Raw genomic sequence first — 22,144 nt, forward strand, 5'->3', positions numbered from 1 at the left:
GATAAAAAAAGCCCAAGTGTTTAATCACTTGGGCTTTTTATTAGGCAAGATACCTAATCGCTTATTCTTCTACGCCTTTGCTGCGCAGGAACTCATCATAGGTACCCTTGAAGTCGTTCACGCCCTGTGGGGTGATCTCTATGATGCGGGTGGCCAGTGACGATACGAAGGCGCGGTCGTGACTGACGAAGATCAAGGTGCCTTCATACATCTCCAGCGCGTTGTTGAGCGACTCAATCGATTCCATATCCAAGTGGTTGGTCGGCTCATCCATCACCAGAATGTTAGGCTTTTGCATGATAAGCTTACCAAACAGCATACGGCCCTTCTCACCACCTGAGAGTACACGTACCGACTTCTTAATATCGTCAGAGCTAAACAGCATACGACCGAGGTAACCACGCACGCTCTGATCGTCATCTTCTGGTTTACGCCACTGACTCATCCAATCAAACAGTGTCATGTCGTTTTCGAAATCCGATTCATGATCCTGCGCGTAATAGCCGATGGCCGAGTTTTCAGACCACTGAATGGTACCTGTATCTTGCGGGATATCGTGGATCAGGGTACGCAGCATGGTGGTCTTACCCACACCGTTCTCACCCAGTACCGCGATGCGCTCGCCCACTTCGGCGATCAGGTTAAAGTCTTTGAACAGTGGACCGTCGTCATAACCCTTAGACAGCTCCTCAACCACCAAGGCGTTACGGAACAGCTTCTTCTCCTGCTCGAAACGGATGAAGGGGTTGACGCGGCTTGAGGCCTTAACCTCTTCCAGCTTGATCTTCTCTATTTGCTTGGCACGAGAGGTCGCCTGCTTCGCCTTAGAGGCGTTGGCCGAGAAGCGCGCCACGAAGCCTTGTAGCTCAGCGATCTGCGCCTTCTTCTTGGCGTTATCAGACAGTAGACGCTCGCGTGCCTGGCTCGCTGCCGTCATGTATTCATCATAGTTACCCGGATAAACACGCAGCTCACCATAGTCGAGATCCGCCATATGGGTACAGACAGAGTTGAGGAAGTATCTGTCGTGCGAGATGATGATCATTGTGCTGTTACGCTGGTTAAGCATCTCTTGCAGCCAGCGGATGGTGTCGATATCCAAGTTGTTGGTGGGTTCGTCGAGCAGCAGTACATCTGGATCGCTAAATAGCGCCTGGGCCAGCAGCACACGCAGCTTGAAGCCTGGAGCGATTTCGCTCATCAGACCGAAGTGTTGCTCCAGTGGAATACCCACCCCCAGCAGCAGCTCGCCGGCGCGGCTTTCTGCGGTGTAACCGTCCATCTCGGCAAATTCCATCTCCAGCTCGGCCACCTTGATGCCATCTTCTTCGCTCATCTCAGGTAACGAATAGATGCGGTCACGTTCTTGTTTCACCTTCCACAGCTCAGTGTGGCCCATGATCACGGTATCGACCACGTTAAACTCTTCGTAACCAAACTGGTTCTGGCTCAACTTACCCAGACGCTCGTTCACGTCCAGAGAGACGTTGCCCGATGTTGGCTCGAGTTCGCCGCCGAGGATCTTCATGAAGGTTGATTTACCACAACCGTTGGCACCGATAAGGCCGTAACGGTTACCGCCGCCAAATTTTACTGAGATGTTTTCAAACAGCGGCTTAGAGCCAAACTGCATGGTGATGTTAGCTGTCGTGATCAATGTGAAATTCCGAAAATAGTAGTTAAGCGAAGTGACGCCTGTTTGAGTCTAGTAGCTTACTCAACAAACACCCTATCGGCTGCCGATGACAAGCTGATGAAAAACTGCGCTAAAGGGATATTTTAAAGCGCGCTACTATAGCCACTTTGGGGGATTTTAGCAACTTAAGCGGGCGATTTTCCGCCGCTTTTCCACTTCGTCTCTCTGCCGTCTTTAATGGCCCAGGGCGAGCGCGTTATCTATGGTCAGCGGACTCAGCTTATCGGCTGGCGTAAAGCCAAACACCTGACCATAAAAGGATAATTCGGCGTTGAGCGCGGCGATGCGATTCAACGGCTTCTTCACCCCGTGGCCCTCATCGTCAAATTGCAGGTAAGCCACGGGCACGCCCCGGCGTTTCAGCGCGGCGTAGATGGCCTCGGACTGCCTCGCGGGCACGATAGGATCCTTGGCCCCCTGCACCAGCAGCAGCGGCGCTTTGAGATCGTCTAAGTGATACAGTGGCGAGCGCTGACGGTAGAGGGGCGAGTTAGGTTTGAGCTCGCCGACCAAGTGATGCAGGTAGCCTTGCTCAAACTTATGGGTCTCCCGGTCAAGGGCCTCGAGATCGCTGATCCCCGAGTAGACCACACCGGCCTTGAAGGTATGATAGAAGGCCATCGCCGAGAGCACGCTGAAGCCGCCGGCACTCATGCCGCGAATGGCTACCTTGTCGGCATCGACCCAGCCCTTGTCCATCACATAATCGGCGGCCTCGATGGCATCTTCCACCTCGGCCCGACCCCACAAACCATAGAGACTCTGACGATAGTCACGGCCAAAGCCTGAGCTACCACGGTAATTGACATCCAGCACGGCGAAGCCGCGGCTGGTCCAAAACTGGATGTCCCGGCGAAAATTCAGACTGGCCCGCCAGGTGGGGCCGCCATGCAACATGACGATAAGCGGCGGGCGTTGGTCGTCCGGCGCGATATAATCTGGGTTCATGGGGCCGTAGAAGTAGCCATAAACCGGCAGCCCACTGATGTCGGAGGTGAACTGGATAGGCTCGGCACGTGAAATATAGCGTGGGTCAAGGGGCGTCACCCGGGGCGCATATACCCACTCGACACCCCGACCCCGAATGCGATAGATCCCCTTCTCCGGTGTTACCTTACTGCCGATGAAATAGACACCGTCCGGCCCTTTAACCACCTGTTTAATCTCGGCAAACTCGGCGGCAATCGACTCACTGATCCCAAGCTGGGTATGCAGTCGTAGCAAATATGTCCTGCCCTCTGTCTGCACGCTGGCGATCAGTTGCTCCTCTGACTCGAAGGCATAGCTGTGGTTGCCCAGCAACCAGTCGGGCCGGGCAAATTCACCCGCCAATTCGAGCACAGGCAGGGCATCGCCCTCAGGCGTGATGCGATAGAGGTTCCACCAGTTGTTAAAATCAGCCACCACATAGAGCTCACCGCCGGGGCTGTAGAGCGGCTGAGTGATGGCGCCTTTAAGATTAGCCAGCAGGCGTCTTGGGTTGTTGATGCCGCCCTTGGGATCGAGATCGGCAACCCAGAGCTCAGTGTTGTCCCAGGGCATATTAGGTTGCTGCCAGCTTATCCAGGCCAGCTGGCGATTATCCGGTGAGACACGGGGCGCGGCGTAAAAATCACTACCGCTGACCAGGGTCTCACCTTCGTTTTCAAAATTGAGGTTTAACGCCACTATACTGGCGGTGGGTTCGCCAGCCAGGCGGTGATCTTCGCGCACACAGATGATGCGCGAACCTTTAGGGTAAGAGACGCAGTCGGCGTGACGCGTATCTGCTGGCGTTAGTGCCACGGGCGCCTGATTGGGGGCGATACGATAGAGGCGCTGATCGTCACTTTTCACCGCAAACAGGCTGTTACCTATGGCCAGCACGGGGGCGCCGCCATACTCGTGCACCCGGCTCTTCACATCGAATTCGGGATCTATGATGCTCGCCACCTCACCCTTTGGCGTGAGCTTATTCACCCCCACCTTGCCGCCGCGACCTGCATCGGCCTGGGTGAAATAGAGTCCACCCTCCATGGGCCTGAGTACGCCGAAGCTGTCCGAGGGGGCGTAGACCTGCTTGGCGGAGAGAACCGAGTGCCAGCTGCCGTAATCGGCGATCAGACGGCCGCTACGCTTATCTCGGGGCTGTTCGGGAGACTCGACCTGAAAAAGGCGCATCGAAAGCACGGCGGCTACGGCCACCATGATCAGCACCAGAGTCAGGTTTTTGAACCGTCGCGCCATAGTCTTATTTCACTTGAATTTATGCCAAAAGAATAACTTACGTCGCAACCACAGGAGAGTGAGCCTCTGCTTCTCACCGCTAAGACCGAAGTAGATACAGAGCCAGGGGGAGATCAGAATATACCAGGGTAAGAAGCTGGCCGTAGACTGGGTTATCAGCAGAAAGAAGAAACCAGCATAGATCACCACCACCCCAAGGACACCCACAATTAGCATCAGCGTCTTGGTTGCTTGTTCAAACCATATCATCTTTCTTTTATTACTCATAAGGTTATACCAATCGTGGTAAATAACTGATCATGCTAGCTTGTTAAAACTTCCGATAACGGCGTTACGCTTTTTGATTGTAGAATAACTACTTATCGAAAAATCCTGCCTTGTTCTCGAACGTTTTTCCCGCGCTATTTCTGATCACATACTTACCGTGATTGGTATTAGGGAAGGTGCGAACAAGTCGTCGCACAGCTCTGGCTTTGATAGCAGCGACAGTTCAAGGCATTCAACTGAGGGCATGCCGAGGCCTGCTGAAGTTGAATAACGCCGAAATGGTGTTGCTATCAAAGCCCCGCAGGGCGAGGCTTACAGCGGTATTTTCTGCGTTACAGTTCTTGCGAAGGACTAGGGCCATTCGCTGCAAACTGTGCCTTGCATCTATCCACTTTAAGCACACGCAGAGCAAGCACGGGACTTATTCGCACCTTCCTTAGATTACATCAAGTGGCACGCCTTAGCACATAGCGCCTTTACCAAGGATAGGCGTCGCCATAAAAAAACGGGCACTGGGCCCGTTTCGCACAACTATAATGAACGACTTAGATGCGGATACCGCCGTCTATTTCGAACACGCGACCGTTTACATAGTCGTTTTCGATGATGAACTTAACGGTAGAGGCGATTTCGCTTGCCTGGCCTAAGCGTCCAACCGGCACCATCTTCTCCAGACGCTCAAGTGCCTCAGGCTTCATGGCCGCCGTCATCTCTGTCTCGATAACACCCGGCGCCACCGCGGCGCTACGGATATTGTAGCGTGCCAGCTCTTTCGCCCAGCCCACAGACATAGCGGCAACGCCCGCCTTAGAGGCCGCGTAGTTGGTCTGGCCAATGTTACCCGCCTTCGCCAGGCTAGAGATGTTAACGATAACACCCTGCTGCTTAGAGGTGATCATCGCCGCTGCGGCTTCGCGTCCGCAGAGGAAAGAGCCCGTCAGGTTAACATTGATCACCGCCTGGAACTGCGCCAGCGACATGCGATCTGTTACCTCACCCTCTTTGGCCTTCACCAGCATGCCGTCGAGCAGAATCCCCGCGTTGTTAACCAGCACGTTAACCTGGCCGAAATCTTCGAGGATATAACCGAAACCGGCAACCACATCTTCTTCATCGGTAATGTCGAAGGCGTAACCTTGCACCTCAGTGGTATCGCCGATGTCGGCACAGGCGCGCTCTAGCTTCTCCTGATCCACATCGATAAGTGCCAGCTTGGCACCCGCAGCGGCAAGTTCTTGGGCCATCGCAAAACCTAAACCACCGGCACCACCTGTGATGACAACAACCTTATCTTTTAAATCCATCAACTTACCCTTTTTTATTAAACTGCTCAAAAATACTGGAGAAATCACGCTTACCATTGCCCTGACGGGCATGATTCACGTACAGGCTACGGGCCAAGGCGCCCATTGGGGTGCTCGAGTTAGAGAGCAAGGCCGCCTCCTGGGACAGACCTAAGTCTTTCACCATAAGATCAACCATGAATCCACCCTGGTAACCATTTGATGATGGCACGTTTTCCATCACATCTGGACAAGGATTATATTTATCTAGCGTCCAATTACCACCACTACTGACCTTCATGATCTCAGAGAGCACCTTAGGATCCAGTCCATGGTCGATCCCCATCTGAATCGACTCGCTGGTGCCGACCATGAGTACAGACAAGAGCATGTTGTTACAGATCTTGGCTACCTGACCGGCGCCCGGGCCGCCTGCGTGGAAGATATTGGCGCCCATAACATTCAGCACGCCTTGGGCCTGCTCGAAGGCGGTATCGCTGCCGCCACAGATGAAGGTCAGGGTACCAGCCGCCGCACCGGCTGTGCCGCCCGATACTGGCGCATCGATAAACTCGAGTCCCTTGGCCTTGGCCTGCTCGGCGACAAAACGCGCGCTCTCGGCGTCTATGGTAGAACAGTCGATGAGCAGGGTGCCGTTGGCTACCACATCTATGATGCCTTTGTTCTGCTCATCTCCCAGATAGAGACTGCGCACATGCTTGCCCGCAGGCAACATGGTAATCACCACATCGGCCGCCGCCGCTGCCGCGCAGGCACTCGGCGCCTGCATGGCGCCCTCCTCGACCACATGGCTCAGGGCCGCCTGAGAGAGGTCGAAGGCCTTAACCGTGTAGCCAGCCTTCACCAGGTTGACCGCCATCGGGCCACCCATGTTACCTAATCCGATAAATGCAACTGTATTCATGTTTTGCTCCTTTTCCTCAGGCTTTGCCTGAAAAAATTATTGGCCTAAGGTGCGCAGTGGATCGTTTTGCGGATCCCATGGCGAGGTCATCAGTGACTTGACCATCTCTTGTGGAACGGCTTCGACGGTGTCATACAGCCATTGGGGCTGACGGTCCTTATCGATAAGCAGTGCCCTCACCCCTTCGGCAAAATCACCGATTGAGCAGCAGTTACAGCTCAGTCCCAACTCCAACTGGAAGACCTGACTCAGACTCAACTCAGTGCCAAGTAGCGACTGCTGATAGACCAGGTGCAGACTCAGCGGGCTACCGGCCAGCATGGTGCTTAGGGCGCGTGAAAGCCAAGGCTCGGCGTCTTCAACCGCCTTCACTCTGGTCATTATCTCATTGAGGTCACCGTCCATCAGGGCGTCGATCTCGGCTTGATGCTGCTCGAGGATACACTCGCCCATCGGCTGGGCGCAGCGGCTCGACATCGCCTCAAGCAGCGCGTTGAGCTTGCCGTGATTGGCGCAAACATCGCTCTCCCAGTCGATGCTTGAAAGCGCATCGAACAGCGGCTGCTTATCACTTGAATTCAGGTAGTGATTACCCAGGCCAACATAGAAGGCGTCGGCGCCATCCATATTATAGGCGGTCATGCCCAGGAAACGGCCCATATGGCCAGGCATACGGTTGAGGAAGTAACTGCCGCCCACATCGGGATAGAGGCCTATGGTCACCTCTGGCATGGCGATACGTGAACGCTCGGTCACCACGCGGTGACTGGCACCGGCCATCAGGCCGAGGCCACCGCCCATGACGATGCCATCACCCCACACAAGCACTGGCTTGTCGAAGGTATGCAGCAGGTGATCGAGAAAATATTCTCGGGTAAAGAAGTCCTGAGTCACCTCGGGGATCTCGCCCGGCAGCTCACGGGCAGCCTGATAGAGGGCGCGTACATCGCCACCGGCGCAGAAGGCCTTCTCACCCGCACCGTCAAGTACCACCATGGCGATGGCGTCATCGTCGGCCCAGGCGGTGAGCTGAGTAGTCAGCGCGCGCACCATCTCCATGTTGAGGGCATTAAGTGCCTTCTCCATATTGAGGGTAGCCACGCCCACCAGCTTACCCGATAGGGTGCCTAGGGTCTGAAAAACCACACAATTAGTCTGCTCAGTCATTAGCGGTTCTTCCAGTTTGCTTTGCGCTTCTCCAGGAAGGCGTTAACCCCTTCGGCCTGATCTTCGGTATCGAACAGGCCAACGAACAGCTCACGCTCTAGTGGCAGCGCCTGAGTGCGCGGCATGGCGCGGCCCGATTGGATCAGCTGCTTACACACGGTCACGCTGCTTGGGCTCTGGTTAGCCACCTTCTCGGCCAGCGCCATGGCGGCATCAAGGGCTGCTCCCTTGTCGACCACCTCTTCGATAAGACCAATACTCAACGCCTTGTCGGCGCCTACACGCTCACCGCAGAGGATCATGCGCTTGGCCCAGCCTTCGCCCACCAGGGCCGTCAGGTTCTGGGTACCGCCGGCACATGGCAGCAGGCCGACTGTGGCTTCAGGCAGCGCCATCACGGCCTGAGCCTCGGCGATACGGATATCACAGGCCAGTGCAACCTCTAGGCCACCGCCCATGGCGTAGCCGTTGATGGCGGCGATAGAGACGCCGCGGAAACCGCTCAGGGCCTCGAAGGCCTCGCCAAAGTGTTTTGCCATGGTGGCGGCGTTACCCTTGTCGCCGTCGGCAAATAACTTGAGATCGGCGCCGGCGCTGAAAAATTTCTCGCCTTCGCCGGTCAGTACCAGGGCGTAGATCTCCTTGTTCGCGTTCAGCTCGGTCACCTTCTGCTTAAGCAGGGCCAGGCTGTCGGCCGTCCAGGTGTTGGCCGGTGGGTTGTTCATGGTCAGTACGGCGGTATGGCCGATGATCTGTTCAACTATCGCTGTCATCTCTCTTCTCCCTGACTATAAGATTTGGCTGGCGTTTTCGTCGAGTAGACGACGGGCAATGATGAGACGCATGATCTCATTGGTGCCCTCTAGGATTTGGTGCACGCGCACGTCGCGGAAATGACGCTCCAGCGGATATTCGCGGATATAACCATAGCCGCCGTGTAGCTGCAGCGCGCTGTCACACACGTTAAAGCCCACGTCGGTGGCAAAGCGTTTCGCCATGGCGCAGTAGGCGGTCGCCTCTGGATCGCCAGAGTCGAGTTTAAAGGCAGCCAGACGCACCATCTGACGGGCGGCCACCAGCTCGGTCGCCATGTCGGCCAGCTTGAATTGCAGCGCCTGGAAGGCGGCGATTGGCTTACCAAACTGCTGACGCTCGTTCATATATTGCTGGGCGCGCTCCAGCGCCGCCTGGGCGGTACCCACAGAACAGGTGGCGATGTTGATACGACCGCCGTCTAGGCCCTTCATGGCGAAAGTAAAGCCCTGGCCCTCTTCACCCAGTAGGTTAGTCACAGGCACACGCACCTTGTCGAAGGTGATCTCACGGGTCGGCTGGGCGTTCCAGCCCATCTTATCTTCCGCCTTACCGTAGGTGATCCCTGCGGCATCGGCCGGAATGGCGATGGCCGAGATCCCCTTAGGACCGGCGTCGCCGGTGCGGCACATGACGACCAATAGCTCGGTAGAGCCTGCACCCGAGATAAACATCTTGGCGCCTGAGATCACATACTCATCGCCTTCACGTACCGCTTTGGTCTTGAGTGACGCCGCGTCACTACCCGCCCCCGCCTCGGTCAGACAGTATGAGGCCAGCTTGTTACCTGTGGTCAGCGCCTCAGACCACTCATCGCGCAGTGTCTGAGAGCCAAAGCTGGTCACCATCCAGGTGGCCATGTTGTGAATGGTCAGCATGGCGGTGGTGGCGGTACAGCCCATGGCGAGCTGCTCGAAAATAATGGATGAATCCAGACGTGACAGGCCCATGCCACCTTCCGACTCGGGCGAGTAGAGCGAGCAGAAACCCAGCTCACCGGCTTTTTGGATCACGTCTTTAGGAAAATGATGTTCTTCGTCCCACTTGGCGGCAAAGGGTGCCAGCTCTTCCTGGGCGAATTGGGTAGCCAGTTCGGCGAACTGACGTTGGTCTTCATTCAGATTAAAATCCATCTGATCTCTCCTTTCGCGCCTTTGTATTTGCCCTGGGCCTTTTTATTTGGCTCCAGTACCCGGCTTATTTATGGCGGCGCTTAACTTATTGAAGGCTAGTAATGATAAAAGCGATTCGGCCCCGGCCTTATCGCTTTTACCTTGCAAGGTCTCTTGCTATCCCTTATTTCAGGGCAATCGTCATGTTAGGCGCATGGTGCTCCGCCTCGACGATATCTGTCTCGAACCAACGAGCGGTAATAGTCTTGGTCTCTGTGTAGAAGCGCACCGCCTGCTTACCATAGGCGTGTTGATCGCCGTAGAAGCTGCCCTTCCAACCGGTGAACGAGAAGAATGGCAGTGGCACAGGAATTGGCACGTTGATCCCTACCTGACCCACTTCGATGTTGTGTTGATACTTACGGGCCGCGGCGCCGCAAGCGGTGAAGATAGAGGTGCCGTTACCGTATGGGCTGTTGTTGACCAGTTCGATCGCCTCTTCCAGCGACTCGACTTCCATGCAGCAGAGCACAGGGCCGAAGATCTCTTCCTTGTAGATGCTCATGTCTGTGGTCACATTGGTAAACATGGTTGGGCCAACCCAGTTGCCGTTTTCATAGCCTTCGACGGTGAAATCGCTACCGTCCAGCAGACACTCGGCGCCCTCTTCCTTACCCTGGGCAATCAACTTAAGCACACGCTCCTTGGCGGCCGGGCTGATAACTGGGCCATAGGCCGCGTCTTTATCGTCCCATACGCCGGGTCTGACCTTGGCGATGGCGTCACGCAGCTCAGGGATCCACTTCTTGGCTTCGCCGACAAACACCGCTACCGACAGGGCCATACAGCGCTGACCGGCCGCGCCCACAGAGGCGCCTACCAGGTTGTTGATCACCTGCTGCTTGTTGGCATCTGGCATGATGACGCAGTGGTTCTTGGCACCGGCAAAGGCCTGAACGCGCTTGAGGTTGTCGGTACCTGTCTTATAGATGTACTGACCCACGCCCACAGAGCCAACGAAAGAGATCGCCTTGATATCCTGATGGCTTAGCAGCACGTCTACCGCCGTCTTGTCGCCATGTACCAGCTGCAGTACGCCTTTAGGCGCGCCAGCTTCTTCGAACAGCTCAACCAGACGCTGTGGCGTCAGCGGATCTTGCTCTGATGGCTTCAGTACGAAGGTGTTACCGCAGGCGATCGCCAGTGGGAACATCCACAGTGGGATCATCGCCGGGAAGTTAAACGGCGTAATACCGGCACACACCCCCAGCGGCTGGGTGTAGCTATAGGTGTCAATGCTGCGGGCCACGTTTTCAACGGTTTCGCCCATGATCAGGCTGGCGATATTACAGGCATGCTCAGCCACCTCGATACCGCGCCATACATCGCCCTTGGCATCTTCGAAGGTCTTACCGGTTTCCTGGGCCAGGATGGTGGCGATCTCATCGTGATGCAGCTTTAGCAGGTGCTGGTAACGGAACATGACGCGCGCACGCTCAGACACAGGCACCTCTTTCCAGGTAGCAAAGGCTTGCTTGGCGCTGGCGATCGCGGTTTCAACTTCTTCTACCGTAGCGGCGTTGATGGTGGCAATCACCTCGTTGTTCGCCGGGTTGGTGACAGAGATCTGTTGCTGGCCGCTACCTAAAATAAACTGACCGTCGATGTAATGTTTTACTTGAGTTGTCATATCGCTTTCCTAAATACGTCTAACAGGCCTGGGCGTCTGCCACTACCTGATGATCTGCTATGTAAGTGACAGCAAAAAACTCACATAATCATGGGTGAATGCATAGGCCCGCGGTGGCGAGCCTAAATAAGGGAATTACACTTCGATAGCCATGGCCGTGGCTTCACCACCGCCGATACAAAGTGATGCCACACCGCGCTTAAGGCCTCTGGCCTTCAGCGCGTGAATCAGCGTCACCAGTACGCGGGCACCCGAGCAGCCGATAGGATGGCCAAGTGCACAGGCGCCGCCATTGACGTTGACCTTTGCCTCATCCAGGCCAAGTTCAGAGACGGCAAGCATGGTGACCATGGCGAAGGCTTCGTTGATCTCAAACAGATCCACATCGTCTTTCGACCAGTTCACCTTATCCAGCAGCTTGTTCATGGCACCCACTGGCGCCGTGGTGAACATAGAAGGCTCTTGTGAATGGGTAGTATGGCCCTTGATAGTGGCCAGTACTTCTAGACCGCGCTTGCTCGCCTCGTCTGCACTCATCAGCATCAGCACCGCTGCGCCGTCTGAGATAGAGCTTGAGTTAGCGGCCGTGATGGTGCCATTTTTGGCAAAAGCGGGACGCAGAGTTGGGATCTTCTCGGGTCTTGCGTTGCCAGGCTGCTCGTCGGTATCGACAACAAGATCGCCTTTACGGCTTGCCACGGTAACCGGCACTATCTCTTCCTTGAATGCGCCAGATTCGATGGCGGCGTTAGCTTTTTGCAGCGAGCTCAGGGCGAAGTTGTCCATCGCCTCACGGGTAATACCAAAATCATCGGCCGTCTTCTGGGCAAAGGTGCCCATGGCGCCGCCTGTGTAAGCATCTTCCAGACCATCGAGGAACATGTGATCCAGCACCTTGCCATGACCCATGCGCATGCCGCCACGAGCCTTATCCAGCAGGTAAGGCGCCTGGCTCATGCTCTCCATACCACCGGCGATCACGACATCTGCGCTACCGGCCTTGATCAGGTCGTGAGCCAGCATGACTGTCTTCATGCCCGAACCACACACCTTGTTGACTGTGGTCGCGCCTACAGACTGGGGAAGATCCGCACCTAAGGTTGCCTGACGCGCCGGCGCCTGACCCAGGCCTGCCGGTAATACGCAGCCCATCAAGACTTCGTTGACATCGCCACCCTGAACGCCGGCAGCGTCCATGAGTCCCTTGATCGCCGTGGCGGCGAGTGTCGGTGACGGCACGCTGGAAAGGGCTCCTTGGAATCCGCCCATTGGGGTGCGTTTTGCCGCGACAATCACGATTTCTTGGTTAGTTTGCTCTGTACTCATCTTCCGCTCCATTCAAGGTACTTATGCGCTCACATCACACGCCTCCCCTTGGGGAGTGTGATCATGTTCAAATAATATCACTGTGACGTTTACGCGAACGTAAAGCAAGCATTAACTGGTCGAATTTCACTAACTTTAGTCTAATGTCTTGTCAGGCTGAATTTACAGCTTGGCGACAAGATGCTGTTTTTGGTGGTGTGCGCAACAAGGGGAATAAGCTAGCCTGCTGCAGCAAAACATGAGTAAAGCGATTAAAAACAATAAGTAATGGATAGGAAAGGCAAGATGAAGCACTTTTTAGCAAGACATAAGTGACTATTTACTGGTAAAAATAAGGTTAAAAATATAAGGCTATCAGCCTACTAGTTTCACATGGACGGGACGACTTATGACACCAATACCTACGACATCAGTACCTACGACATCAGTAACAACAAGAACAAATACCCCTACAGCCATGGGAAAATGCCTTTTCCTCTGCGTCTGCCTGCTGATGCCCCTCACCCAGGCATGGGCCAAGACGCCAGCTAACGCAGACGTCACAGCAAGTGGCAGTGCCATCATCGCGGGATACGAATATAGCCATGACTCGCGCGAGTTTAAGGCGCCAAGGCGCTACATGGTCTCCCTGCCCGAAGGCTACCATGGCAACACGCGGCACTACCCCGTGCTCTATGTGGTGGATGCCGACTTTCAATTTCAACATGTATCAGCCCTGGCACTGCATCTGGCGCGCATGGGCAAAATAGCGCCCATGATAGTGGTGGGCATCGCCAATCAAGGCCAGAGCGATTATCTCTACGCCACCACCTGGAAGAGCGACGAGGGCGAGGCCTTTGGCGGCGCAGACACCTTCTATCGCTATCTGACCAAGGAGCTAGTACCCACTATTGACAAGCAGTTTCGCACTAATCCCCACAAGGCGCTGGCCGGCTACTCGCTGGGCGGCCTCTTCACCCTCTATGCCATGACACAAGTAAACAGCCCCTTCGATGCCTATCTGGCCATGAGTCCGAGCGTCTGGTATGACAAGATGCACTATATCGAGTTACTCAAGCAGCGCTTGCAGAAAGCGCCCATCGAGGCGCCGCTGTTCTTGACCCTGGCTAATGAGCAGGAGATGGGGGTCGATGAATTGGTAGGTTCACTCAAAGGCTATGACGAGCAAAAGATCCACTGGCAGTTTAAGCAGTACCCGGACGAAAATCACTTCACCACCGCCCTGCCCGCACTCAATGACGGCCTGCTGTTTTTATCACCAGACTACGGCCTGGATGGCAGTGATATGCTGGCCCTTGGCGACTACCGCGCCGTGCTGGATTATTTTGCCAAGCGCAAGGCAAACTGGGCCGGCTTTCACATCGAGTGGCTGCAGGCCTATCAGTTTGGCAAGTATCTGTTCTGGTCAAAGCAACTCGATAAACTTGATGCGATCTTAGCGGCGGTAAAGCAGGAATTTCCCGACTCGCTCACCATAGTGGCAGTGCAGGTGGCCAAGGGCTTTAACGTTAAGGGCGACGGTGCGCGGGCCAAGGCCCTGCTGGACAGCGTTGCTAAAGAGGGCGAAGCCTCACCCTACTGGCACAGGGAGATGAGTCTCTACTATCGATCTCAAGGCGATGAGGCAAACGCGCAGCGGCACCAACAAAAAGCCTTGGCGCTGGCTGAGCAGTATCGCCTCAACACCTGGGAGTTATGGGAACTGCAATAGTGGCTTTGCCTTTAAACTAAGGACATAAGGCTCACACCATCGAACAGCAGTGGTTGACCGAAACCGCGCAGCCCTGCCTTGGTGGCGATGACGGCATCCTCTTCACCACAGAGGATCAGCGGATACTCGGCCAGAGAAGCGGCCTCAAGCAGGCAAGCGGCCCTGACGCTAAGCGCTACGCCACCATCGCTCAGATCGCTATGGGGCAGAAACTGATAGGGAAGCAGCCCCATACCATTCAAATCGCTCAGCCCCAGATGATTCTCATCGCCGCACAGGGGAGCACAGGCGATGCTTGGCGTCATCAGCATGGCGCCGGCGCTGAGCCCGATTAAGATCCCGCCGCGATTGAGATATTCGGCAAACTCCGCCATCAGGCCGCGTTTCTGCACCTGAGCCAGAAATTGAAAGGTATCGCCGCCGGCAAGGTGAATCGCCTGACAATTGAGTAATCTATCCAGCCCCGTCTGGGTATAGCCCTGCTCAAGATCCAAATAATGGCTAAGCGCCATACCTAAGCGGGCATACTGCGCCTGAGTCCCAAGGTAGTAGCTTTGCTCCGGCTCATGGCCCGAGGCCAGATAACCCAGGCTAGTGCTCTTATTAGCACCTTGGTTGAGCACAGAGGGACTAAGCACTGAGGTTATCGCCGCCTGGCTTGCCGCGCTGTTAAGATCGCTCATCAGCACCATAGTCACAGTTTCGTCTCCTTGTGAGGCTTGCCTTCCCAGGCAAATGTTCTGCTTAATTCTCAAAAAAGGCCTAGTTAAGTATTTGTCTTAGCCTTGATACTGACGCTTGATTGCCACCACCTCGACCTTATAACTCTCATACCAGGCCTCGCGGCCAAGTTGCTGGGCGATTCTATGTTCGCTGTCTTGTTTCCAGGCCAGAATATCGGCCTCGCTGCGCCAGTAGGAGATGGCAATCTCCTGCTCACCTTCGGTAACGGCAACGAAGTCCTGGCAGTGATACTTATCCATCGCCAACTGCCGCATCTTGGCGGCCATCTCGGCATATCTGGCATCTAAACTGGCCACCTTGGCCCGAAAAATCACGGCAAACATCTTGCTTCCTCAAGAGAATAAATCGGAAAGATTGTGGTCTTTACAGCTGCTGGAATTGACGCGCCATCGCCTGGATCTGCTTAAGCCCCAGGCCGTGCTGATTACGCTCGGCGCACAGCGCCTGATGCGCCGCATCCTGCGGGTCACCAATCAGCAAAATACGCACCTGATAACCCATCGCCTTGGCAGCGGCCTCATAGGCCATAAACTCCCAGTGGGCCATGTTGGTGTTATCGCAGATCACCACGGGCTCCTGGCGCGACAAGGCCTGAATGAAACCGGTAAGGTTAAGCTGATGATACTCAGACAACTTACTGGCATCGAAGCGATACTCGCCCGCGATGATAAAACGCTCGTCGGTAGAGAAGTAGCCGCGGCGGCGAATCGCCTCACCGTCGGGGCGAGCGGCAATGAAGCTATCGACCCAGTGACTCTTACCGCTCCCCGGCAGGCCGCGCATGATGATCGCCAGCCGGCTGTTGAGACTGTCCGCCGCAGTTGCAGCATCTTCGGTCAACACTTCTTCCCCAGCGTTACACTCAAATTGGCTCACGCCTTGACTCATACCTTAACTCACACATTAGCGGCGCCAGATAAGGGCTGATCGCCAATCACCTCACCAGCAAGGATCTGCTCCACCAGTTGCGGCACTATCTCGCTGGCCTTGCCTTGCAGGTGATACTGGAACTGGCTGTGGCGATCCGCCGGCACCAGGTTGACCTCTACCGTCTGGGCGCCATGATGATTGGCGGTGTCGACGAAGCCCGCCGCCGGATAAACTGTGCCCGAGGTGCCGATGGCGATAAAGAGATCGCAGGTATCCAGCGCATGCTGTATGCGATCTAAGCCTATGGGCATCTCGCCGAACCAGACTACGTGAGGGCGCAGGCGCTGGGCGGGAATACAGCAGGTACAGGTATGGTTGACTCCAAAGTGATCGGTCAGCAGAAAGGTCTGATGAGAGCGCGGGCAACGTCCCTTGGTCAACTCACCATGCATATGCAGCAGACGACGAGAACCTGCACGCTCATGCAGATCGTCAATATTTTGCGTTACCACCAACAACTGGCCATCGAACTCCTGCTCGAGCCTCGCCAGCGCCTTATGGGCGGCATTGGGTTCTATCTTGCCGTTGTGAAGCTGCTGCCAACGCTCGTTGTAGAAGCGCTCCACCATTTCCGGGTCGCGGGCATAACCTTCAGGCGTCGCCACGTCCTCGATTTTATGCTCTTCCCAAAGCCCATCTTGATCCCTAAAGGTTCTCAAGCCAGATTCCGCTGAGATCCCCGCCCCAGTTAACACTACGATCTGCCGATACATCCCTCTTCCTTATTTTTATGCTTTTGCGGGTCGCTATCGCCCACAGGATACAGGTTGACCAGATTTCATCCTGCCAGAGTTGCCGCCGTTAGGCTATTAGGCATTAGTCTCAATAACATTACAAAAAGTACGCGTTAAATTCAGCCTAAATCACACAGGTAGGGCCAATTTAGAACAAATTTCTGCCGATGCGAACAATATGCAAGATCAAAGGTTTAAGTTTTCAAATTCAACCCCTATAATGGTTCTCAACATCAACTACTGAACCACTATTGGCATTGCTAATGGTTCTTCAATCCAGAGATTAATAATGACAGATGGAAATCAAGCGCTAAAGAAAGCGGGATTAAAGGTCACCTTACCACGAGTCAAGATCCTCGAGCTGATGCAGGAGCCCGAAAACCAGCATATCAGTGCAGAAGAACTATATAAGAAATTGCTCGATATTGGCGAAGAGATTGGACTGGCCACGGTATACCGTGTACTGAACCAGTTCGATGACGCGGGTATCGTCACCCGTCACCATTTCGAAAGCGGCAAGGCGGTATTTGAGCTGGCCTCGACCCACCATCATGATCATCTGGTGTGCCTCTCGTGTGGCAAGGTTATTGAGTTTTCTGACGAAGTGATCGAGAGACGCCAAGACGAGATCGCCATGAAGCACAACATCAAGCTGACCAACCACAGCCTATACCTCTACGGTGTCTGCACCAACGACGAATGCGACCACGGCGACGAATAATTCGTTGTTAAACAGCCGATAAAGAAAAACCAGCATAATGCTGGTTTTTCTTTATCTTTTTGTATCTTTTTGTATCTTTTTTGTATCTTTTTTGTATCTAAGGTTTATCTCTGGCGAGGACTAACGCCTTCATCACAACACCTTAGCCAAACCGTATCACAACACCTTGTGAAATACGTTCACCTTGTGGCCCATGAACTTGCTGCGCTCACGCTCATTCATCCCCAGCTTACGCGCCACCCCTTCGGATCCCTTGTTGCCCAGCAGAATGAGCGCTATCGCCTCATCTATGCCGTGATCTTTAAAACGTGACAACGCCGCATGTCCTGCCTCACTGCCAATCCCCTTGCCCCAATATTCAGGCAGATAACGATAACCCAGCTCCACCTCATCAAACTCCTTGATATAAGTGGGGCCGCAGAAGCCTATCACCTTGTTGTCAGCCTTGTGCTCTACCGCCCAGCGACCATAGCCACGCTCTCGATAGTTTTTCAGCAGCACATTTTCCAGAATATCCTCTGCCTGCGAACGACAGGTCATGGGCGCGCCGGGAATATAGGTCAGCACCTCGGGAATGCTATTGAGCAGAAATAGACTCTCCACATCCTTGGCCTCGAATCGACGTAAAATCAGCCTCTCTGTTTCTGCGATGAACATCTGTCACTCCTTTCTTTTCCCCCATCCAGCCCTTCAATATACCCACTACAGAGTAGATTAGGAAGTCTTCATCTAAGTTCATGTCGGCAAAGCTTTACACTAAGCCCGTTTAAAATAAGCAAAATTCATCGCTCGCCACAGAGATGCCCGATTGCCAAAGCCGCCGCAATGACGTTCAATAGACAAATTATGATAAGTGTCTGCAATACAGGAATGCGTTATGACAATCATGCAAAAGGTCTTTTGGCTTATCGCCACCTTAGGCAACGGGGCCGGACTCTATTTATATTTCACCTCTGGCGGCACCGGCGCCGCCTTCGTTCTCGGCTTTACTCTGCTCTACACCCTGGTCGGCGCCTACGATCTGCTCTTTAGCTCCCACACTCTTAACCGCCTCTACCCTGTGGTCGCCTACCTACGCTACTTCCTCGAGTCTTACCGGGTAGAGATACAGCAGTACTTTATCGCCAGCGACACAGAGGAAGCCCCCTTTAACCGCGAGCAGCGCTCCTTGGTCTATCAAAGGGCCAAGAACGTGCGCGATACCATAGCCTTCGGCACCCAGCGCGACCTGTTAGAAGAGAACTACCTGAGCCTGTGGCACTCACTGTCGCCTAAACATATCGATGAACAGGCCAAGCGGGTGCGCATCGGCGGCCCGGACTGCACTCAGCCCTATGACGCCTCTTATTTTAATATCTCGGCCATGAGTTTCGGCTCCCTCAGCGCCAATGCCATCGAGGCACTCAACCTGGGCGCCAAGAAGGCGGGCTGCTATCACAACACGGGTGAAGGCGGCGCCAGTCCCTATCATCTCAAGCATGGCGGCGATCTAGTATGGCAGATAGGCTCTGGCCTGTTTGGCTGCCGCGACGATGAGGGCAACTTCAACCCCGACAGCTTCGAGAAGATGGCCAAACGCCCGCAGATCAAGATGATAGAGATCAAACTCAGCCAGGGGGCTAAGCCGGGGCACGGCGGCGTGCTGCCCAAGGCCAAGATCACCCCGGAGATCGCCCTCATCCGCCATATCCCTATGGATAAAGATTGTGTCTCCCCCGCGGTCAACCCAGAGTGCACCACGCCTATCGCCCTGCTCAACTTCGTCAAACGCCTGCGTGAGTTGAGTGGCGGCAAGCCGGTGGGCTTTAAGCTCTGCATAGGTAATCCGGCGGAGTTTCTCGCCATCTGTAAGGCGATGCTCAAGACAGGCATCACACCCGACTTTATCACCATAGATGGCGCCGAGGGCGGCACGGGGGCGGCGCCAGTCGAGTTCAGTAACCGCCTGGGGATGATGTGTCTCGAAGGGGTTTACTTTGCCAACAACGCCCTGGTGGGCGTGGGCTTACGGCACAAGATCACCCTGATCGCCTCGGGTAAGACAGCCTCCAGCTTCGATCTGCTCACCAAGATCGCCATGGGCGCTGACTTGGTCAACGCCGCCCGCACCATGATGCTGTCTCTGGGCTGCATTCAATCGAGAAGCTGTAACACCAATATGTGCCCCACAGGCATCGCCACCCAAGACCCGGCACGCTCTAAGGCGCTGGATGTACAGGTGAAGAGTGAACGGGTGAAGAACTTCCATCACAACACCCTAAAGGCCTTCTATGAACTGGTGGGCAGCATGGGGCTGGATAACCCCAACAAGTTAAAGCCGCGAATGATCAAGCGCCGCTCTCCCTATGGCCTACTGATCTCCACCGGCAGTCTGGTGGCCCCTCTCACCCATAACGCAATCATAGAAGATAAGTTGCAAGGCACCGCCTGGGCATCGTGGTGGCAGCAATGCACCGCCGAAGACTTCTACTGCGAGGATACCTATATCCTGACCCCAGCCGAGTTTGGTCTCTCCCGTCATAGGGAAAACGACCATAGGAAAAATGCTTAAGCTTTAAAAGCTAACAAATTTGATAGCTAATGAATTTGCGAGATATTAGATTGAATAGGTAATAAAAAAGGCGCCCAGGGCGCCTTTTTTAATTCATGCTACAGACTTAGGTGGATATTACCAGCCAGTCTTAGCACGCAGTGCACTGCCGATGTCGGCAAGTGAACGTACGGTAGTCACGCCTGCCGCTTCTAGTGCAGCAAACTTGTCTTCAGCTGTACCTTTACCGCCAGCGATGATCGCGCCAGCGTGGCCCATACGCTTACCAGCAGGTGCAGTAACACCGGCAATGTAAGAAACAACAGGCTTAGTCACGTTAGCCTTGATGTAAGCAGCAGCTTCTTCTTCAGCAGTACCACCGATCTCGCCGATCATAACGATAGCTTCGGTCTGTGGATCGTTTTGGAACATTTCCAATACGTCGATGAAGTTAGTACCTGGGATTGGGTCACCACCGATACCAACACAAGTTGATTGGCCGAAACCTTCGTCAGTCGTTTGCTTAACCGCTTCATAGGTCAGGGTACCAGAGCGAGACACGATGCCCACTTTACCTGGCTTGTGGATGTGACCTGGCATGATACCGATCTTACATTCGCCTGGGGTGATAACACCTGGGCAGTTTGGACCGATCATGCGAACGCCAGTCTCTTCCAGCTTAACCTTAACTTCCAGCATATCCAGAGTAGGAATACCTTCAGTAATACATACGATTAGCTCGATGCCGCCGTCGATAGCTTCTAGGATAGCGTCTTTACAGAAAGGCGCAGGTACATAGATAACGGTAGCAGTCGCACCGGTTTCAGCCACAGCGTCTTTTACTGTGTTGAATACAGGCAGACCCAGGTGAACCTGACCGCCCTTGCCTGGCGAAACACCGCCAACCATTTGCGTACCGTAAGCGATTGCTTGCTCAGAGTGGAAAGTACCTTGACCGCCAGTGAAACCCTGACAGATAACCTTGGTATCTTTGTTAATTAATACAGACATTATTTGCCCTCCGCAGCAGCAACAACTTTAACAGCAGCGTCGGTTAGCGACTCAGCTGCAATAATGTCAAGACCAGAGTTAGCCAATACTTCGCGACCTAGATCTGCGTTAGTACCTTCTAGACGAACAACCACTGGCACTTCAACACCCACTTCTTTAACGGCACCAATGATACCTTCTGCGATCATGTCACAACGTACGATACCACCGAAGATGTTAACCAGAACCGCTTTCACGTTAGCGTCAGACAAGATGATCTTGAATGCTTCAGCAACACGCTCTTTAGTCGCGCCGCCACCAACGTCCAGGAAGTTAGCTGGCTTACCGCCGTGCAGGTTAACGATGTCCATAGTACCCATTGCTAGGCCGGCACCGTTTACCATGCAGCCTACGTTACCGTCTAGGGCAACATAGTTCAGCTCAAATTTCGCCGCGTGTGCTTCACGAGCGTCATCCTGTGATGGATCGTGCATGTCACGGATCTTTGGTTGACGGAACAATGCGTTACCATCGATACCAATCTTACCGTCTAGACAGTGGATGTTACCTTCGGTAGTGATAACCAGAGGGTTGATCTCAAGCAGAGCGAAGTCGTGGTCGGTGAACATAGTCGCCAGACCCATGAAGACTTTAGTGAACTGCTTCATCTGAGTTGGGTTCAGACCCAACTTGAAGCCAAGATCGCGTGCTTGGTAAGGCTGAGGACCTGTCAAAGGATCGATAATCGCCTTGTGGATCAGCTCAGGTGTCTCTTCGGCAACAGTTTCAATCTCAACGCCACCTTCGGTAGACGCCATGAAGACAACGCGACGGGTCGCACGGTCAACAACGGCACCTAGGTACAGCTCGTTTGCGATATCAGTGCAGCTTTCGACTAGGATCTTAGCAACTGGCTGACCTTTTTCGTCAGTCTGATAAGTTACCAGGTTCTTGCCTAACCAATGCTCAGCAAATGCTCTGATCTCTTCTTTATCGCCGGTAACTTTAACGCCACCTGCTTTACCACGGCCGCCTGCGTGTACTTGACACTTAACAACCCACATATCTCCGCCAATATGGCCAGCCGCTTCTACCGCCTCTTGAGGGGTATCACAAGCATAACCTTCTGACACTGGTAAACCATATTCGGCAAATAGGGCTTTTGCCTGATACTCATGCAAATTCATGATGATCTATCCGTATACTTCTAATCTAATCCAACCGACTCAATTGAGTCGGTAGCGAGGGGTGATGCCTACCGTTTCCGACAGGCATCGAA

20 protein-coding genes are annotated in these 22,144 nt (G+C 54.3%); 3 read left to right on the forward strand and 17 right to left on the reverse strand.

The features are described from left to right. Positions 1–61: 61 nt before the first annotated feature. From K0H81_RS11465 to K0H81_RS11510, 10 genes are all read right to left on the reverse strand, one after another. Complete coding sequence (locus K0H81_RS11465; protein WP_011865475.1) at positions 62–1,657, reverse strand: ABC-F family ATPase; 1,596 nt, start codon at positions 1,655–1,657, stop codon at positions 62–64. A 213-nt stretch (positions 1,658–1,870) separates the two neighbouring features. Further along, positions 1,871–3,922, reverse strand: a complete 2,052-nt coding sequence (locus K0H81_RS11470) for a S9 family peptidase (RefSeq protein ID WP_220058414.1) — start codon at positions 3,920–3,922, stop codon at positions 1,871–1,873. Positions 3,923–3,931: 9 nt separating this feature from the next. Then, positions 3,932–4,189, reverse strand: coding sequence for a hypothetical protein (locus K0H81_RS11475; RefSeq protein ID WP_144198854.1), 258 nt, complete (start codon positions 4,187–4,189; stop codon positions 3,932–3,934). Between the two features lie 545 nt (positions 4,190–4,734). Beyond that, entirely contained in the window at positions 4,735–5,493 is a 759-nt protein-coding gene (locus K0H81_RS11480) for an SDR family oxidoreductase (RefSeq protein WP_011865472.1), read from the reverse strand. A 4-nt stretch (positions 5,494–5,497) separates the two neighbouring features. Then, a complete protein-coding gene (gene mmsB / locus K0H81_RS11485) occupies positions 5,498–6,397 on the reverse strand; it encodes a 3-hydroxyisobutyrate dehydrogenase (RefSeq protein ID WP_220058415.1) in 900 nt (299 codons plus the stop codon). A 36-nt stretch (positions 6,398–6,433) separates the two neighbouring features. Continuing rightward, positions 6,434–7,564: an enoyl-CoA hydratase/isomerase family protein gene (locus tag K0H81_RS11490; RefSeq protein ID WP_220058416.1), complete on the reverse strand. Its 1,131-nt coding sequence runs from the start codon at positions 7,562–7,564 to the stop codon at positions 6,434–6,436. Then, positions 7,564–8,337, reverse strand: a complete 774-nt coding sequence (locus tag K0H81_RS11495) for an enoyl-CoA hydratase (RefSeq protein ID WP_220058417.1) — start codon at positions 8,335–8,337, stop codon at positions 7,564–7,566. Before K0H81_RS11495 ends, K0H81_RS11490 begins: the two co-directional genes overlap by 1 nt. A gap of 15 nt (positions 8,338–8,352) precedes the next feature. After that, the gene (locus tag K0H81_RS11500) at positions 8,353–9,510 is read right to left on the reverse strand and encodes an acyl-CoA dehydrogenase family protein (protein WP_220058418.1); all 1,158 of its coding nucleotides are present in this window, start codon (positions 9,508–9,510) and stop codon (positions 8,353–8,355) included. Positions 9,511–9,673: 163 nt separating this feature from the next. After that, complete coding sequence (locus K0H81_RS11505) at positions 9,674–11,179, reverse strand: CoA-acylating methylmalonate-semialdehyde dehydrogenase (protein ID WP_144198845.1); 1,506 nt, start codon at positions 11,177–11,179, stop codon at positions 9,674–9,676. 135 nt (positions 11,180–11,314) lie between these two features. Next, the gene (locus tag K0H81_RS11510; RefSeq protein WP_220058419.1) at positions 11,315–12,505 is read right to left on the reverse strand and encodes a thiolase family protein; all 1,191 of its coding nucleotides are present in this window, start codon (positions 12,503–12,505) and stop codon (positions 11,315–11,317) included. Between the two features lie 457 nt (positions 12,506–12,962). Here K0H81_RS11510 and K0H81_RS11515 point away from each other — a divergent pair, with 457 nt between their 5' ends. Then, positions 12,963–14,216 (forward strand): alpha/beta hydrolase, encoded by a 1,254-nt coding sequence (locus tag K0H81_RS11515; RefSeq protein ID WP_258406276.1) that lies wholly within the window; start codon positions 12,963–12,965, stop codon positions 14,214–14,216. Between the two features lie 11 nt (positions 14,217–14,227). Here the strand turns inward: K0H81_RS11515 and K0H81_RS11520 are convergent, their stop codons facing one another. From K0H81_RS11520 to cobB, 4 genes are all read right to left on the reverse strand, one after another. Next, the gene (locus tag K0H81_RS11520) at positions 14,228–14,908 is read right to left on the reverse strand and encodes a peptidase E (RefSeq protein WP_258406458.1); all 681 of its coding nucleotides are present in this window, start codon (positions 14,906–14,908) and stop codon (positions 14,228–14,230) included. An 87-nt stretch (positions 14,909–14,995) separates the two neighbouring features. After that, positions 14,996–15,283: an antibiotic biosynthesis monooxygenase family protein gene (locus tag K0H81_RS11525; RefSeq protein WP_220058422.1), complete on the reverse strand. Its 288-nt coding sequence runs from the start codon at positions 15,281–15,283 to the stop codon at positions 14,996–14,998. Between the two features lie 40 nt (positions 15,284–15,323). Next, the gene (locus K0H81_RS11530; protein WP_220060844.1) at positions 15,324–15,743 is read right to left on the reverse strand and encodes an AAA family ATPase; all 420 of its coding nucleotides are present in this window, start codon (positions 15,741–15,743) and stop codon (positions 15,324–15,326) included. 113 nt (positions 15,744–15,856) lie between these two features. After that, positions 15,857–16,603, reverse strand: a complete 747-nt coding sequence (gene cobB / locus K0H81_RS11535) for a Sir2 family NAD+-dependent deacetylase (RefSeq protein WP_220058423.1) — start codon at positions 16,601–16,603, stop codon at positions 15,857–15,859. A gap of 310 nt (positions 16,604–16,913) precedes the next feature. Between cobB and fur the strand changes: the two genes are divergently transcribed. Continuing rightward, positions 16,914–17,345 carry a ferric iron uptake transcriptional regulator gene (gene fur / locus K0H81_RS11540; RefSeq protein ID WP_144198831.1) on the forward strand — a complete coding sequence of 144 codons (432 nt, stop codon included), beginning with the start codon at positions 16,914–16,916 and terminating at the stop codon, positions 17,343–17,345. A gap of 156 nt (positions 17,346–17,501) precedes the next feature. On the opposite strand, the gene K0H81_RS11545 is transcribed toward fur, so the two are convergent. Then, the gene (locus K0H81_RS11545) at positions 17,502–18,002 is read right to left on the reverse strand and encodes a GNAT family N-acetyltransferase (RefSeq protein ID WP_220058424.1); all 501 of its coding nucleotides are present in this window, start codon (positions 18,000–18,002) and stop codon (positions 17,502–17,504) included. A 220-nt stretch (positions 18,003–18,222) separates the two neighbouring features. Here K0H81_RS11545 and K0H81_RS11550 point away from each other — a divergent pair, with 220 nt between their 5' ends. Further along, entirely contained in the window at positions 18,223–19,896 is a 1,674-nt protein-coding gene (locus tag K0H81_RS11550; protein ID WP_220058425.1) for an FMN-binding glutamate synthase family protein, read from the forward strand. A 117-nt stretch (positions 19,897–20,013) separates the two neighbouring features. Here the strand turns inward: K0H81_RS11550 and sucD are convergent, their stop codons facing one another. Next, positions 20,014–20,886: a succinate--CoA ligase subunit alpha gene (gene sucD, locus K0H81_RS11555; protein WP_011865457.1), complete on the reverse strand. Its 873-nt coding sequence runs from the start codon at positions 20,884–20,886 to the stop codon at positions 20,014–20,016. Beyond that, complete coding sequence (sucC, locus tag K0H81_RS11560) at positions 20,886–22,052, reverse strand: ADP-forming succinate--CoA ligase subunit beta (protein ID WP_011865456.1); 1,167 nt, start codon at positions 22,050–22,052, stop codon at positions 20,886–20,888. The genes sucD and sucC overlap by 1 nt, the downstream gene beginning before the upstream one ends. Between the last annotated feature and the right edge of the window lie 92 nt (positions 22,053–22,144).

It is taken from the genome of Shewanella halotolerans (assembly GCF_019457535.1).
GTDB classification, from domain to species: Bacteria; Pseudomonadota; Gammaproteobacteria; order Enterobacterales; family Shewanellaceae; genus Shewanella; species Shewanella halotolerans.

Coding starts and splice junctions, on each gene's coding strand:
- K0H81_RS11470 (WP_220058414.1), bottom strand. CDS start 3,922: ATGGCGCGACGGTTCAAAAACCTGACTCTGGTGCTGATCATGGTGGCC.
- K0H81_RS11475 (WP_144198854.1), bottom strand. CDS start 4,189: ATGAGTAATAAAAGAAAGATGATATGGTTTGAACAAGCAACCAAGACG.
- K0H81_RS11480 (WP_011865472.1), bottom strand. CDS start 5,493: ATGGATTTAAAAGATAAGGTTGTTGTCATCACAGGTGGTGCCGGTGGT.
- mmsB (WP_220058415.1), bottom strand. CDS start 6,397: ATGAATACAGTTGCATTTATCGGATTAGGTAACATGGGTGGCCCGATG.
- K0H81_RS11490 (WP_220058416.1), bottom strand. CDS start 7,564: ATGACTGAGCAGACTAATTGTGTGGTTTTTCAGACCCTAGGCACCCTA.
- K0H81_RS11495 (WP_220058417.1), bottom strand. CDS start 8,337: ATGACAGCGATAGTTGAACAGATCATCGGCCATACCGCCGTACTGACC.
- K0H81_RS11500 (WP_220058418.1), bottom strand. CDS start 9,510: ATGGATTTTAATCTGAATGAAGACCAACGTCAGTTCGCCGAACTGGCT.
- K0H81_RS11505 (WP_144198845.1), bottom strand. CDS start 11,179: ATGACAACTCAAGTAAAACATTACATCGACGGTCAGTTTATTTTAGGT.
- K0H81_RS11510 (WP_220058419.1), bottom strand. CDS start 12,505: ATGAGTACAGAGCAAACTAACCAAGAAATCGTGATTGTCGCGGCAAAA.
- K0H81_RS11515 (WP_258406276.1), top strand. CDS start 12,963: ATGGGAAAATGCCTTTTCCTCTGCGTCTGCCTGCTGATGCCCCTCACC.
- K0H81_RS11520 (WP_258406458.1), bottom strand. CDS start 14,908: ATGGTGCTGATGAGCGATCTTAACAGCGCGGCAAGCCAGGCGGCGATA.
- K0H81_RS11525 (WP_220058422.1), bottom strand. CDS start 15,283: ATGTTTGCCGTGATTTTTCGGGCCAAGGTGGCCAGTTTAGATGCCAGA.
- K0H81_RS11530 (WP_220060844.1), bottom strand. CDS start 15,743: ATGCGCGGCCTGCCGGGGAGCGGTAAGAGTCACTGGGTCGATAGCTTC.
- cobB (WP_220058423.1), bottom strand. CDS start 16,603: ATGTATCGGCAGATCGTAGTGTTAACTGGGGCGGGGATCTCAGCGGAA.
- fur (WP_144198831.1), top strand. CDS start 16,914: ATGACAGATGGAAATCAAGCGCTAAAGAAAGCGGGATTAAAGGTCACC.
- K0H81_RS11545 (WP_220058424.1), bottom strand. CDS start 18,002: ATGTTCATCGCAGAAACAGAGAGGCTGATTTTACGTCGATTCGAGGCC.
- K0H81_RS11550 (WP_220058425.1), top strand. CDS start 18,223: ATGACAATCATGCAAAAGGTCTTTTGGCTTATCGCCACCTTAGGCAAC.
- sucD (WP_011865457.1), bottom strand. CDS start 20,886: ATGTCTGTATTAATTAACAAAGATACCAAGGTTATCTGTCAGGGTTTC.
- sucC (WP_011865456.1), bottom strand. CDS start 22,052: ATGAATTTGCATGAGTATCAGGCAAAAGCCCTATTTGCCGAATATGGT.